Here is a 13,850-nt window from a genome sequence, read left to right as displayed (position 1 = left end):
CTATACGTAACCTCAACAACATTTACTTAGAAAAAACAAAAATATAGCTCACACCCACTCGATTCAGGTGTTATTGTTACCTGCGAGTTCCACTTACTTTATAAATAAAGCAAATTCATGCCTTTAAAAAAATCCAGAGTTACTGTGTCCGATATTGCGAAAGCAGCGGGGGTATCGGTGGCGACCGTGTCGAATACAATAAACGACACCGGGCGCATGACGGAAGAAACCAAAGCTCGCGTAAAGAAAGCAATGCAAGAGCTAGGCTTTGTAAGAGATTACAACGCCGCCAAACTCCGTTCCGGTCGCTCTCGCCTCATTGGCGTACTCGTGCCGGACATCTCGGTCCCATTTTATGCCGAGTTCTGCACCTCACTGGAAGCAGCGCTTTCAGAACACGGCTACTTACCCGTGATCGCAAATGTCGGAGAAGACACCAAGCGCCAGCAAACCATGCTGGAAGAAGTCATCGGCCACGGCGTTGCCGGCATCGCCATCAGCCCAAGCGCGGGCACCAAACGCAGTGATTTCGAGATTGCCAGCACACGTAAAATCCCAGTCGTTACCTTCTGTCGTGAGATTGAGGGATTGGCGATGGATTACATCGGCTCCAACAACTATCAGGCCGCTCAGCTGGCCACCAAACACCTGTTGGAACAAGGCCACCGCAAGTTCGCAATGATCGCAGGCTTGCAGGAAACAATGCCAGGCCGCGAGCGCAAGCGTGGTTTCTACGACGCCTTGAAAGCAGCAGGCATTCCTGAGGCAGATATTCATGTGGAAGTATGTGGCTTTGACCGTGAATGTGGGCGCATCAAAGCGCAGGAGTTGATCTCAAACCAAACCGAATTCACCGCCCTGCTCTGCCACAATGATCTGGTTTCAGTTGGCGCTGCAGCAGAGTTGAAGAAAGCAGGCCGCAATATTGGTGAGGATCTCGCCGTGGTCGGCTTCGACAACCTGCCAGAAGGCGAAGCATGGACACCTGCCCTCACCTCAGTGGAGAGCTACCCACGTACAATTGGCAAGGACGTCGCCAACCTGCTCATCAAACGCCTTGATGGAGATACCGCACCGACCATGACAGAGCGTGTAGAGCCGCATCTGTTAGTACGCGACTCTTCCAGGTTTCAGGTCTGACGCCTTTACTCAGGACGAGGCTCGTCCCAGAGGTTTTCCCAAGTGTAAGGGCTACCGGACAGGAAGTACTCATCGCCAGGAATGAAGCGATGGTTCTTGTCCAAATGTGCAATACGGGACATGTCGTGTTCATCAAGATCGCAAGCAAGCGCTGCAAGGTTCTGCGCAAGGCGCTCTGGATTGCCTGACTTCGGCACAACAATAATGCCGTTCTGGATCGCCCATTTCAGCACCACCTGAGATGTGGTCGCATCATGCTTCTCGGCGATCTCTTCTATAACAGGGTGAGCCAGAACAACTTCCTGCTTCTGCTGCTCAGTCAGGTCCGCAGGAATACCGCGGCCAAGCGGTGAGTAAGCCGTAATCGCAATGTTGTTGTGCAGGCAATAAGAGCGCAGTTCATTCTGCTGAAGGAACGGATGCAGTTCCACCTGATTAACCGCAGGCGCAACCCGTGCTTCCATGATAAGGTCTTCCAGCTTGTGAGTGCTGAAATTGGAAACGCCGATGGTGTTCACCAAACCCTCATCAAAGCACTCTTCCAACTCACGCCACGTGCTCATCAGTGGCACGTCCTCAAGCGAGTAGTAATCCGCTGAGCTGGTTGGCTTCTTCACGCCCTTCTTCAGCGCAACAGGCCAGTGCATGAGATAGAGGTCGAGATACTCCATCTGAAGATCCGCAAGCGTCTTCTCCAGCGCGCCTCTCACATCCTCAGGCTTGTGAAAGCTGTTCCAAAGCTTGGAGGTGATGAAGAGATCGCTGCGCTTAATGCCGTCTTCTTTCATCGCATCAGCGATTGCCTGACCAATCTCCGCTTCGTTGTCGTACATCATTGCGCAATCGATGTGACGATACCCGGCCTTCAAAGCCGCACGCAGTGCAGGATAGGTTTTGCCTTCTCCAAAGTTCACCGTGCCAAGGCCCAGCATTGGCATCTTGTAACCGGTGGAAAGTGTCTTAGATCGCATGATGCCCCCTCAAAAAAGAAAACCTGCCAGCACACGCCAGCAGGTTTCCTTACACTGTATTGTGCACCAGATAAACACCGGCACAAACCATTTCAGCTCATCAAAGAGCCCAATACTCTAAGCCACATACTTGTTGAGCACCTCTAATGCAGCCAACTTGCGGGAAAGGTCTCCCTCCAGCCATTGCTCCATGGCACCAAGGACTTTTTCCTGAGAATAACAACGCAGGCACGTTGCAGCTCCCGGGATAAGTACTCCGTTCTCCATCTGCGCAGCTTCAAAGATATCATCCAGCGCTCCAGTGTCAGCTTCAGCGCTCACAAGCTCCAGAGCTGTCACCCGCAAACGACGACGCGGACTTGATAGATAGCTACGCACATCAATGTTAGCCTTAGCTTTTCCGGCCAAAACTTTTAGCGCAGACGCGGACACAGCATCGGTCTTGTCCTTCAACGCAGCTGTCACAACCTTCTCAGCTTCCGGCTTGGAAGAGGTACCAAGCAGCTCAACACGCATAGCACGCACAGCAACATCGTTCTCAGGCGGCAGAGCGAGAATACGGTCAATCGCGTCCTCGGAAAGCTCAAGACCATTCTCAACCAGATGCACAAGGCTCTGGCTCGCGGCAAAGCGAACCTGCATCTGACGGTCAGACAAAGCAGAGACCAGCGCATCAATCAGCTCCGGACGCTTCGCATCACCGCAGATACGCAGAGCCAACAGACGGATGTCCAGCGCAGGATCATCAGGACGCCCTGGCACAACACGCTTCTTTTCGATCAGCTCATTCGCCAACTCAAGGAAGTGCATGTCTTTCTTGCCAAGCTCAACAGGCTCTTCAGCCAGCTTCTCAAGCTCATCCTCAGTGTTCAGGATCGCACCAAGAGTGGAACCCGGGAAGGCAACAACATTGTCCGGCAGATCTTCAACACTCTCAATCGCACCTTCCGGCACCTCTTCTGAGACCACCTCATTTGCACCGGAGGTCACCTTCGCAACCAGATCCTCTGCAGCAGGCTCTTCCGAAACAACCTCTTCTTCAGCAACGATCTCTTCCGGTGCCTGTGGCTCAATCACATTGCCTTCGCGGTCAATCTGAACACGTGTTGGCTTGTCTTCACCTTTGCCGTTGTTGCCTAGGTCAGACGGATCTTTCTCTTTCGCAGTGTCGAGAATATCCTGATCATGTGCTTCAGGCATCAGCTTACCGGAAACAGCCCAAACCAGCTGTACAGATGCATTGTCTGCAATGTCACCCTCACCCTCAGCCAGCTTTGCAAGAGAGTTCAAAGCAGCAAGACGGATTTCCTGTTCAGCACTGGTGACTTGCTCCTGCAGCACAGCCAGCCCTTCAACGCTCGGCTTCTCCCCATGCAGCACGATAAATGCCTTCAAGACAGCTTCTTCTGTGCGGTGGGTCGCAATCTCCTTCAGCAGTGAAGTCGCAGCTTCACTTTCAACCTTCGCCAAGACCGGGATAAGAGCAGCAACAAACACATCACTCGCACTGCGCAGAGAACGCTCAATCCGCTCAATCAACGCATCCGGCTTGGTGATCTCAACGGAAACCATCCGCTCCAGCGCCATCACGCGCAGAGTTTCTTCCTCATCCTCAAAAGCCACTTTTTCAAGCTTGGAATAAGAGATCTTGCCCGGAGCTTTCAGAGCAAGCCGGCGCATCTGCGGCTCACTATCTGCCAGCAGAACAGCCAGATCAGCTTCCTCACCACGTGCCATCAGCACTTCAGCCGCTGCAACACGCACATCCGGATCAGCATCAGCAAACAGTGCCCGTAGGATCTCACCAACACGCTCATCTTTCGCCGAAGAAAGCGCACGTGCCGTATGCTCACGCACACGAGCGGAAGCATCAGACGCCAGTCCAGCCAGTTCCAACAAGCCAGTCACACCCATTTCAGCGAGTGCCACAGTCACTTCCGGCCAGACTTCCTGACCAAACGGATCCCGCGCAGCTTCCAGCAACGTAGCAGCAGAGGCTTCACATTTGAGTGTGCCAAGCGCAAGAATAGACTTGCGCTGCACATCCAGCCAGTCATCCCACTCAGCACCGTAGCCATCCCAGGCAACGTCATCTTCACAGCGATCTTTGGCAAGCTTCGTCAGCCACTCTTCAGCAACTGTTCCGCCCACGATTGCAAGACCATCAATGGCCGAGAGCTTCACTTCCAGCACAGGGTCGTTCAGCAGGCTCCAGAGAAGCACATCAGCATCAAGGCCTTTGCCCGCGCTGATCAGAGCCTCAACCGCGTCACTGCGAACGTCTTCATCCTCATCCCGCAGAGCTTCCGCGAGCGCAGCCTGAGCTGTCGAATTTCCAAATTTTCCAAGAATTTGAGCGGACAAACACTTTTCACGCTCTTCGCCGTTTGCAAGCAACTCACACAGGATCTTCACGAGCTTATCGGTAGCTTCGGTCTGCTCGATTGCAAAATCCTGATCCAAACGCCTGGTGGAAACCGTCATGATTGGCTTTTCTCCTCAAGCGTATTCTCGAAAAGTGGGCTCCGGATCACGGCAAGAATACGCAAAACTAAAACTCAAAGCAGGTTGAAGGTTCAACATCGAAAGCCAACCGCTTCAAGGTCCACTTCTGCAAAAGGGCTGATCTCTGAAAGCCCCTTGGCACAAGTGGAAAAAGAACTGGCGGGGTGCGCCCGCCAGTTCCTGATTTTTTATGCAATATCGCGACGTGCGAAAGACATAGACCGGAAACTATCCTTGTATGGGCTTGTGCCGATCTTCTTGATGCGACCAACACCCATCTTGTAGTTGTAGTTACCGCTGATCCAGTCCACCACGCGGCCAGACAGAGCATTCGCTGGCTGTGCAGTGTGCAGGAAGTCCATGTAAAGCATGCCCTTCTTCAGCGCTGGGGTAACAATTGCTACCGCAGTGATCGCCGCTTCAGTCAGCTCGATATGGCCTTCGTCCATCAGCTTGGTGAAGGTGAAGTCATCGCCTTCGATACCTACTGTGGTGTCTGTCTGAACCGGAATACGGTCAGAGTAGAGCATCACATAGTCACCGTTCTCGATACCGCGCTCTTTCGCATCATCCGGGTGGATTTCAACCCAGTTTTCAGGCCAGCGCTGTACGATGTAAGGACGACGGCGGTCATCATAACCAGACTGCCAACGCTCATTGATACGACCGGAAGTCACCCAGAGCTCATCATCCTTAGGCTTCATCCATGCCCAGTAATCGGAGAACAGGCTCCATGGGCTCTTCTGGATGTTACACTTACCAGTCTGAGAGTTGAAGTGAGTGAGCTTCTTGTTGTAGCGGTTGGAACCACTTGGACCAGTCGCAGACAGTTCACGGGTGGTATCATGCAGACGCTTGGTACCCTGCAGGGTGCCGTCTTCAAGCATAACAACCGGGCCCTGAATACCGTCAGTACCGAACTCAGCAAACTTCTCGTGAAGTGTCTTGCCTTCCTTCTGCGCAGCAACCTTCAGCATAAAGAAGTCTTTACGGCTGCCACGGGAGAAGCGGGCTGCTTCTTCAAGCACTTCGTTGGAGTCTTTCCAATCGTAGCCTTTGAAGCCCATTTTCTTCGCGAGGTTCGCAACAATCCACCAGTCAGGTTTTGCTTCACCTGGTGCATCGTAGAATTTTGGATACAGACGCAGACGACGCTCACCGTTGGCACGGGTGAATGTGTCTTCACCCCAACCAGCAGCTGGGAAGACGATGTCAGCGAAACGCGCACCAATTGGATCTACGAGGTAGATGTCCTGGTTCACAACAACCATACCACCGCTGTCTACACGCTTCTTCAGTGTGTCGATGATGGTTTGCTTGTCGTAAGAACGCACCTGATTTGGATTCTGAACGGTCAGCTCTTCAAACTTTGCAGCAAGAGACTGGGAACCACACATGGACTGGATCCAGGTGTTACCAATCACGTGAGCAAAGCGGGTGTGACCACTCATCAGATACCGGTCGGTATCCATTGCGCGGCGACGACGGCCTGGCAGTTTCTCAGGAGACTTGTTGCGTGGGTAAGAACCACCCTTCAAGCCACCACGCTGGTGACCACCAGCACGACCGATAACCTGACCTGGGCGACCACCACAGCCACAGATAATACCAAGGGAAGAAATCGCATTGGTGTTACCAGTGTTGTTGGACCAGTAGAAGCCCTTCTCGATCATGATGGACGTCTTAGGACGGGATCCATCTTCACGAGGTTTCGCCATCCACTCAGCAGCCTTGTAGATTTTCTCTACATCGATCTGAGCGGTTTCAGCAGCTGCTGTTGGTTCAAACTCATCCTGAGCCATCAGCCACTTAACGAAGTCTTCGTAGCCTTTGGTCTGGAATTTGCCCCAAGTGGTACGCCACTGCCATGGAGTGTTACGGGTACCCTGACCGAAGCCTGAGGAGCTTTCCCACTTGTTGTTGACCCAATCACGGATCCACTCAGCGTCCTGCCAACCATTTTCAATGATCACGCGAGCAATCGCGTTCACAACGAGAAGGTCAGTACCAGGCTGGATGTCGAGCCACAGACCGCCATTCTTCTCAGCGTAAGCCACACCAGCGGTCTTACGTGGGATCATGAAGATGGTCTTCTGACCATTCTGGATTGCAGGCATCATCCAGTCAGTGAACAGGATGGTCTTGGACTCGTATGGGTCCGTACCGCAAACCATCAGGGTCTCAGCATCTTTCCAATCCTGATAGGATGGACCGAAGTTGTCGAAACCAGCATCACGGAAGCCTGGTGTGGAGGTCACATCAGACGGAGTGTCATGGAAAGTGAAGTTCGCAGTGCTAACAGAGCGCAGAGCATACTTGGAAATCGCATAGGTGTTTTCCATGTATCCGTAGGAGAATGTTTTCACGCAGAAAGCGTTCTCGCCGTGCTTCTTGATAACGTGCTTACCAACTTCCGCAGCAACTTCCAGAGCCAGATCCCAGGTCACTGGCATCAAAGTGCCGAACATGCGGATCATTGGTGACTTCAGACGATCGCGAGTTGGGGTCTGAGGGTTGTAAACCTTCTTCGCCAGCGCGCCACCACGGATAGATGAGTTACCATTGATGTTTACATGCTTGGTATCTTTATCCGGAATGATGATCACATGGTGAGGTTCGCCCTTGTGCAGCACAACGTTGTACTGGTTAGGAGCAACCCATGGGCCCAGCGGATCAACCGGGAAGTCCACGCCAAAGGCGTTTTCAGCGGCTTTCTCACCACCTACTTTTCCGCCCTTAACAGGCCAGCGATAGATCTTATAACCACACGCTACGATACAATAATCACAAGCAGTGGAAAGAACATCAGCGTCTACCGGAGGCAGCGGAATGTTTGTTCCAGGAATGTAGTAGGGAGTTGACATGATTTACTCCTCACCCTTTGAGATTGTCGTAGCGGCCATAGATCAGCCCGAACATACCAACAGCGTAGATATCGTCGCCGTCCAGCTCGAGGAGAACCTGAGGCAGACTCTGGTAAGCCTGGCCGGAGATGAAGATACCGTGACGGGTTAGGTCAAAAGTGGTCAGGTGCAGTGGGCATGGGCCCAGCGCCTTATCACCTTTCTGATAGGTACCCTGCAGCGGACCACCCTGGTGAGTACAGGTGTAGTTGAACGCAACAATGTCCTTGTCAGTACCGATACCGCCGCCAGCTTCCTTGCCCAGCTTAACAATCATGGACTCGGAGTAAGCGCCATCATCTGGGTAGCTGAAGTCAAATGGCTCGTCTTCTTTCAGGTCAGAAAGCTTACAAATGAACTTGCGCTCATAAGTGGAGACCATTGCAGGCACCTTCGCGGAGGAAGGACCAGACTTCAGTGCCACCATTACGGTGAAGGTAGAAATACCGGAAGTCAGCAGGAACTGACGGCGTGTCATCACGCAGCGCTTGCCAGTTTTCGCGATTTCCTCAGGGCCGTTAACGACCTCAATCATCTCAGGAGAGACGGACTTAGGTTGATGTGTCATCTCCATCTCCTCTTAGTTCGTTACAGCCGGAAGCGGTTCATACTCAGGAAGATCAGGTGTTTCCATGAGAAGACGCTCGCCAGAGAAGCTTTCTACGAATGCCACCAGATCAGCTTTCTCTTTGTCGGTCAGACCAAGAGGTTTGATCAGGTCAGTTTTCGTTGCTGCCCAGTCGTTAGTGCCACCACCCTGGTTGTAGAATTCAACTACGTCTTCCAGAGTTTCCAGCATGCCGTTGTGCATGTAAGGAGCGGTGTACTTGGTGTAACGCAGAGAAGGCACACGGAATTTACCGAGGTCAGCTTCCTGCTTGGTCACGAAGTAAAGGCCCGGATCGTCCTTCCACTTACGATATTTCTCTTCCGTGGAGCCTTTTGCATAAAGCTCGAAGCGGAAGGTGATCTGTGCAAGCTCATCATCTTCCCAGCCGTCATAAGCTGGAACGCCGAGGTTGTAGTACTTCTGGTTGGAGATCAGAGCACCATCGTGACAGGTTGAACAACCTGCTTTGCCGGTGAACAGTTCCATACCACGCTTCTGCTGGTCACTCAGAGCATCGTCATCACCCAGCATGTACAGATCGAACGGAGTATCGCGCTGAACGATGGAACGTTCAAATGCAGCAATCGCCATGTAAGCGTCGCGCATCAGCGGATATTCTGTGCCGAACACGTCATTGAAGCGCTCACGATATTCAGGAATGAACGCAAGGCGTGCTTCCATCATGTCGTCTTCACCGTTACCGGCAACACCGCCACGTGCAGCTGTGCGGGCTTCAGCTTCCAGAGATTTGGAAACACCAGTCCAGAACAGATTGCCGTAGTAAGCAGAGTTCACGATGGTTGGTGAGTTACGCCAGTGAACAGTACCTGGGTAGCCCAGAGAGATCTTGTCCGGGAAATCCCAGCCAAGTTCTGGAAGGTGACATGCTGAACAAGGCATTGCACCGTTACCGGAGAGGCGTGGATCGAAGAACAGAAGCTTACCCAGCTCAACCTTTTCAGGTGTCATTGGGTTATCTGGTGGAGAAGGAGGCTCTCCCAAAGGAGCCAGTTCTGCCGGGCGTTTTTCAGCCGCTTGAACACCAGCTGCCACTGCAACAATGGAAACACCAGCAAGTGCAATCGCACTAATGGTTTTTTTGAATGTTGTCATTTTAGCAGCCCCCTAGTTCTTCTTGTTTTTCCAGTCTTCGATCAACTCGTAAGAGTAGTCGTCGGCTGTCCAAACGTATTCAGGAGTATCGAAGCTGTCGCCAGACAAGGACTTGAGGAACGCGACCAGATTTGCTTTTTCGCTGTTCTTCAGGTTGAGTGGCTTCAGACGTGAGTCTTTGTTGACATCATCACCGCCGCCCTGGTTGTAGAATTCTACAACGTCTTCAAGGGTCGCCAGCATGCCGTTGTGCATGTAAGGCGCGGTGTAGGTCAGCTCACGAAGAGTTGGGGTCAGGAAGGAACGCTTGTTCTCTTCTTTATGATCCCGGATGTATGCACCCTGATCTTCACGCAGGTTCATGTAGTTTTCTACGCCCATGAACTTCGCGTAAGTCACATAGGTGATGTGACGTAGCGGATCAGACCAGATGTCCGGGTTGTTTGGAACACCGGTATTGTGTGGCTGATCATCAGTGAAGCGGTTGCCGGAGTGACAGGAAGAACATCCTGCTTTGCCCATGAAGAGTTCATAACCGCGTCTCTCAGCGACGGTCAGCTCACCACGGTCAAACGCGGAACCTTGAGATGTAATGGATTTAAGGAATGCTTCCAAAGCACCACGAGCACCACCGTTGGATGGTTCGCCCTTGCCCGCAGCTTTAAACATTTCAACGTAAACAGGATCCTGCTTAAAGCGCTCCTGCATAATACGCATATCCATGTTCATGATGTAGGTCTCTGTGATCATACCACGAGACACGTCGTTCAGGTTTGTACCCAAACGGCCATCATGCATCCATGCAGCACGGTGTCCGACGTTCGCCAGTGTTGGCGTGTTACGGAAACCTTCTGTACCTGTATATGCAGTAGAAAGCTGTTCGCCATCTGTGAACGCCTTAGCTGGATCATGACATGTTGAACAGCTAAGGTTGGTGTCACCAGACAAACGGCTATCATAGAATAAGCGTTTTCCCAGTTCTACAAGAGCAGGATTCTGCTCAATTTTTGCAACAGGCCCTAAATCTGTTGCGAATGCCGCAGTGCTTGTCATCAAAGCAATCGACATACCGACGAGAAGGCGCATTGTTACCCCCAGTTTGCCTAGGATGACGCCGCCTGGATTCGTTGCCAAGCGGCGTCGATCCCCGAATACGCATTATTTCTGCATGGGGTTGAACTGCATTCATTGATTGCAATCAGAAGCTGGATTTAAGAGTTCTAAACAATGATATTTTTTCACCTTCATCCGGTAACAAAATGTTGAATAAAAGTAATCCTTAGAATATTGATTTATATCAATGTCCTTTACTACAGGGGACTTTACGCCAAATCACGTAATAAGCGGGGAGCTTAACGCATGTCGGGGACAACCCCTCCTAAGATAGCGTCATCGCCTGACCAACCATCTTTTGAATGTGTTCATGAAACCTGCGGTTTTAAGGGCGAAGAATGCATCTGCCGTCCTATGCATCTTCATTTCGACAGAGCTGAACTTCGCACCGCTCGAACCATCGAGCTGAACGAAGGTGATCAGCTGGCGCCCGAAGACTTTCCGGAACCAGTCGTCTTTGCTGTTCTCACTGGTGTGATTGCCGTTGAGAGTCATTTGAGTGATGGCCGCCGCTCTCTGCTGACACTCCGCTTCCCGGGCGAATACCTCGACATGAACCGCGCGGACAGACACGCATCCGGTGAGGTTGTCGCGCTTGCGCCAACATCCGTAAAGCTTGTCCCGCGTAATGTGTTCGAAGAACTGCTCCTGCGGGATGGAAACCTGCGCCGCATCTACTGGCGCCGCGCAACAGATATCATGCACCAGCAGTTCGACCATTCCTCTGATCTGGGCAAGAAGACCCCCACAGAGCGCATGGCCTCCTTTATCTTTGAACTGCGCAACCGCATGAACATCCCGCGTTTCGTGGAAGAGTTCACTCTGCCAATCTCCAGACAGTCTATCGCTGACTATCTCGGCCTGCGCGCTGAAACCGTCAGCCGTGTTCTGAAGAGCTTGGAAAAAGAAGGCGCAGTCAAACTCATCGGCAAGCACAAGATTGAAGTTCTCGACTTCAAAGGCCTGCGTAAGATCGCCAACGGCGCACGCCCACGCCTGTCCAACCACCGCTGATCTAACTGACAAACACAAGAGCTGGAAAAACCACCAGCTCTTGCCCGTCCCTACTCTTCCTCGACATTATTAATACGTGCTGTGATCTCATTAAGACGTGTCAGGCTCTGCATCGTCATGGGCAGCATGATGGCAGCTTCTACAAATTCCCATGAATACGCGACAATAGAGAAGATCATCCCGTGCTCATATCCGGCAGCCCTGCTGCAAGCACCAGGTTGGTGACAATGAAGGCGATCTGAAACAGGAAGATCACGCCATAAACGATCGCTTCTGTATCTGAAAGCCGCACTTCATGAGTTCGCAAAGCTTTCAGATGTCGCCAGACACCTTTCCTATTACCGCGCTCCAGCACATTCACCTGATTTTCGCTCTCCTCATTCAGCGAGGAGTTCAGCAGATAGAATCGGCTATTAAACATCGAGTAGGTCAGCAGCATCAGGAGAACGACTGCAAAAGCAGAGGCAGACAGTAACAAATGAAACCCGGCGAGCACCACCAGAGCTACAATGATCTGAATAACAGCTGAAAGCACCTCAGGTACTTCACCTTCCAGATAGTCCACCAGCTCCCGGCTCATATTCAGCCGCGCAGCCCGTTTAGAGACCGGCTTATTCTGATGCTTCTGATCCAGCGCAGCACCAAGATGAACGCGGATGGTACCGTAGGCGCGAGTATCATAAATCCGCCGGGCAACGGCAATCACTGTCAGCCCGACAAGCAGGGCTCCCATTATAATGACATTATCATAGGCACCCTGTAGCAGGTCATCGATGGCAAACCCGATCAGCAGCGGGATCAACGCCATCAGAAAGTTCTCTGCGAGCACAGCAGCCCATGTCAGACAGATCCGATAAGGAAAGGTCTTCACAATAGTAGAAAGCCCAAGATACCCCTCTAAACGCATTAGGTCCTCAACACGAAGATAATAAATTGTCATTTTAGATAATCTATTATCTCATTGTGTCAAGGCTTGTCCGTTACGGAACTAAGCCATCATCTCTTCAACACCAACCAGATCAAACGAGCCCACCGGTGTTTCAACTCCATTCAGCAAAACCGCCAGCTTGTGCTCACCATCGTAATACCGCCGTGTCGTAATCGGCCGCATACTATGCTGGCCTGTAACAGAAAGCGTCTGCCCAGCACGCAACTCCCCACGCTTCCATTTGAACACCTTGGGCGCCAAAGTCCCGTTGGCTTTCCGATGGTAGATTACAAAATCCAGCATGTAAGAGATCGGCTGGTCGGAGGAGTTCGCGATCTCAGCAGCAAAGGAGAGCTTGGAGCCAAATTCCACGCGACTATCCCGCAGCTCACCGGAGACAACCTGTGCATGTTCAGGATCATACCCAAGCACCGCAAGGCTCGGCAGATGCGCAGCTTTCACGTTACTCCGAAGAGCATGGCGTACCATCCGCTTCCGTTGCTCAGTAGGCTCTTCCATCCATCTCTTACACACCTCAGCTGTCAGATCCGGATGATCCTTTGAGATGTCATTGAGATGATTTGCAACAGACCGGCGCACATACTCGGTCTCATCATCCTTCAACGCCTCCAACAAAGGCAAACACTTCTCCGGCGCTTCAATGAACCCCTTCAACCGCTGCCCCCATGGCAACCGTGGTCGCGTCCCCTCAGAAACGAGCCGCCGAACATGGGCGCTTTCATCCTTGGCCCATTCAGTCAACAACACCATCGCTTCATCTTCATAGCGCTCAATGAAGGCACGAATAGCAAACTCAGCAGAGAACCTACTGGTCATCTCTTTCATGGCCGCCATGGAAAGCTCAAAGTGCTCCAGACCATAAAGCAGAACATAGTCCGAGTACGGCATGGTGATGAAACCATAGAGCCCATCCCCTTCATGCTCCCAGACAGGCTCGTCATCCATAGCCAGCGGGGCAGAAAGCGTCGCCATCATGATCCAGAGCGCGTCGCTGTAATCTTCCGGCAGATAACGACGCAGACAACGTGCCAGATGAAGTGAGCGCTCCTTCAGCTCCAGATCACTCAATCCCTCCAGCGCTTCCACCATAAAACCAGCACTGTCAAACGCAAGATGAACCTTCACTAAAGCAGAGGCCACACGTTGGATAGAGGCTTGATTGAAGACCTCTTTAAAAGGCTCAGCCATAAGTCCCCACCACGCAAAAAAACTCCATTGCACCTGCTTTACGTGGCTGATGCTCACGGCTCATATCGATCATTGAAAAATACGCCTGCCCGGCTTCATGCTGGCCAGCCGCAGCAAATGCCCGCTCACTCGCGCTGCTATCTGCCCAAACCACAATATCAGCATAAGCACCATCCTCATGCTTCACCAGTGAACGACGCACAAAGCCTTTATGCCCATCCAGAAACTCAATCTGAAACCGCTCAGAAGCAGCTACAAGATCCGCCTCCGTCTTATCAGCAGCAAGATGAAAAGGAGCAAACTCAATCACTTGGTTGGTCATCATTATTATCCTTAAAAGTCTC

The 13,850-nt window shown here is 52.0% G+C and carries 11 protein-coding genes; 2 read left to right on the top strand and 9 right to left on the bottom strand.

The annotated features are described in order from the left end of the window. Positions 1–117: 117 nt before the first annotated feature. Positions 118–1,140, top strand: coding sequence for a LacI family DNA-binding transcriptional regulator (locus JCM12308_RS24450; protein WP_083417503.1), 1,023 nt, complete (start codon positions 118–120; stop codon positions 1,138–1,140). Between the two features lie 5 nt (positions 1,141–1,145). Here JCM12308_RS24450 and JCM12308_RS24445 read toward each other — a convergent pair whose 3' ends face one another. The 6 genes from JCM12308_RS24445 to JCM12308_RS24420 all read right to left on the bottom strand — a co-directional run bounded on the left by JCM12308_RS24445 (position 1,146) and on the right by JCM12308_RS24420 (position 10,376). Beyond that, entirely contained in the window at positions 1,146–2,111 is a 966-nt protein-coding gene (locus JCM12308_RS24445; RefSeq protein WP_054785357.1) for an aldo/keto reductase, read from the bottom strand. A 117-nt stretch (positions 2,112–2,228) separates the two neighbouring features. Then, positions 2,229–4,595, bottom strand: coding sequence for a HEAT repeat domain-containing protein (locus tag JCM12308_RS24440; RefSeq protein WP_054785356.1), 2,367 nt, complete (start codon positions 4,593–4,595; stop codon positions 2,229–2,231). A gap of 209 nt (positions 4,596–4,804) precedes the next feature. Beyond that, positions 4,805–7,480 carry an arsenate reductase (azurin) large subunit gene (locus JCM12308_RS24435; RefSeq protein WP_054785355.1) on the bottom strand — a complete coding sequence of 892 codons (2,676 nt, stop codon included), beginning with the start codon at positions 7,478–7,480 and terminating at the stop codon, positions 4,805–4,807. A 10-nt stretch (positions 7,481–7,490) separates the two neighbouring features. After that, complete coding sequence (locus JCM12308_RS24430; protein ID WP_008552535.1) at positions 7,491–8,087, bottom strand: arsenate reductase (azurin) small subunit; 597 nt, start codon at positions 8,085–8,087, stop codon at positions 7,491–7,493. Positions 8,088–8,099: 12 nt separating this feature from the next. Further along, positions 8,100–9,242, bottom strand: a complete 1,143-nt coding sequence (locus JCM12308_RS24425) for a cytochrome-c peroxidase (protein WP_054785354.1) — start codon at positions 9,240–9,242, stop codon at positions 8,100–8,102. 12 nt (positions 9,243–9,254) lie between these two features. Next, positions 9,255–10,376: a cytochrome-c peroxidase gene (locus JCM12308_RS24420; protein ID WP_208978925.1), complete on the bottom strand. Its 1,122-nt coding sequence runs from the start codon at positions 10,374–10,376 to the stop codon at positions 9,255–9,257. A 225-nt stretch (positions 10,377–10,601) separates the two neighbouring features. Here JCM12308_RS24420 and JCM12308_RS24415 point away from each other — a divergent pair, with 225 nt between their 5' ends. After that, the gene (locus tag JCM12308_RS24415) at positions 10,602–11,369 is read left to right on the top strand and encodes a Crp/Fnr family transcriptional regulator (RefSeq protein WP_208609282.1); all 768 of its coding nucleotides are present in this window, start codon (positions 10,602–10,604) and stop codon (positions 11,367–11,369) included. Between the two features lie 175 nt (positions 11,370–11,544). Here JCM12308_RS24415 and JCM12308_RS24410 read toward each other — a convergent pair whose 3' ends face one another. Genes JCM12308_RS24410 through JCM12308_RS24400 form a run of 3 tightly spaced genes read right to left on the bottom strand, consistent with a single transcriptional unit; the run spans position 11,545 to position 13,828 of the window. Then, positions 11,545–12,309: an ABC transporter six-transmembrane domain-containing protein gene (locus JCM12308_RS24410; protein WP_208978924.1), complete on the bottom strand. Its 765-nt coding sequence runs from the start codon at positions 12,307–12,309 to the stop codon at positions 11,545–11,547. 48 nt (positions 12,310–12,357) lie between these two features. Next, a complete protein-coding gene (locus JCM12308_RS24405; protein ID WP_054785353.1) occupies positions 12,358–13,506 on the bottom strand; it encodes a DNA alkylation repair protein in 1,149 nt (382 codons plus the stop codon). Beyond that, on the bottom strand, positions 13,499–13,828 hold the full coding sequence (locus tag JCM12308_RS24400) for a hypothetical protein (protein ID WP_128647472.1): 330 nt from the start codon (positions 13,826–13,828) through the stop codon (positions 13,499–13,501). The genes JCM12308_RS24405 and JCM12308_RS24400 overlap by 8 nt, the downstream gene beginning before the upstream one ends. Positions 13,829–13,850 lie beyond the last annotated feature (22 nt).

The organism is Pseudovibrio denitrificans JCM 12308 (genome assembly GCF_001310815.1).
In the GTDB taxonomy this organism is placed as follows: Bacteria; Pseudomonadota; Alphaproteobacteria; order Rhizobiales; family Stappiaceae; genus Pseudovibrio; species Pseudovibrio denitrificans.
Note: the sequence above shows the minus strand (reverse complement) of the source record. Positions and strands in the feature narration are given on the sequence as shown.

Bases quoted from the DNA above. Each gene is read 5' to 3' on its own strand.
- JCM12308_RS24440 (WP_054785356.1), bottom strand. From the start codon at position 4,595: ATGACGGTTTCCACCAGGCGTTTGGATCAGGATTTTGCAATCGAGCAG.
- JCM12308_RS24430 (WP_008552535.1), bottom strand. From the start codon at position 8,087: ATGACACATCAACCTAAGTCCGTCTCTCCTGAGATGATTGAGGTCGTT.
- JCM12308_RS24405 (WP_054785353.1), bottom strand. From the start codon at position 13,506: ATGGCTGAGCCTTTTAAAGAGGTCTTCAATCAAGCCTCTATCCAACGT.
- JCM12308_RS24410 (WP_208978924.1), bottom strand. From the start codon at position 12,309: ATGACAATTTATTATCTTCGTGTTGAGGACCTAATGCGTTTAGAGGGG.
- JCM12308_RS24425 (WP_054785354.1), bottom strand. From the start codon at position 9,242: ATGACAACATTCAAAAAAACCATTAGTGCGATTGCACTTGCTGGTGTT.
- JCM12308_RS24435 (WP_054785355.1), bottom strand. From the start codon at position 7,480: ATGTCAACTCCCTACTACATTCCTGGAACAAACATTCCGCTGCCTCCG.
- JCM12308_RS24445 (WP_054785357.1), bottom strand. From the start codon at position 2,111: ATGCGATCTAAGACACTTTCCACCGGTTACAAGATGCCAATGCTGGGC.
- JCM12308_RS24400 (WP_128647472.1), bottom strand. From the start codon at position 13,828: ATGACCAACCAAGTGATTGAGTTTGCTCCTTTTCATCTTGCTGCTGAT.
- JCM12308_RS24415 (WP_208609282.1), top strand. From the start codon at position 10,602: ATGTCGGGGACAACCCCTCCTAAGATAGCGTCATCGCCTGACCAACCA.
- JCM12308_RS24450 (WP_083417503.1), top strand. From the start codon at position 118: ATGCCTTTAAAAAAATCCAGAGTTACTGTGTCCGATATTGCGAAAGCA.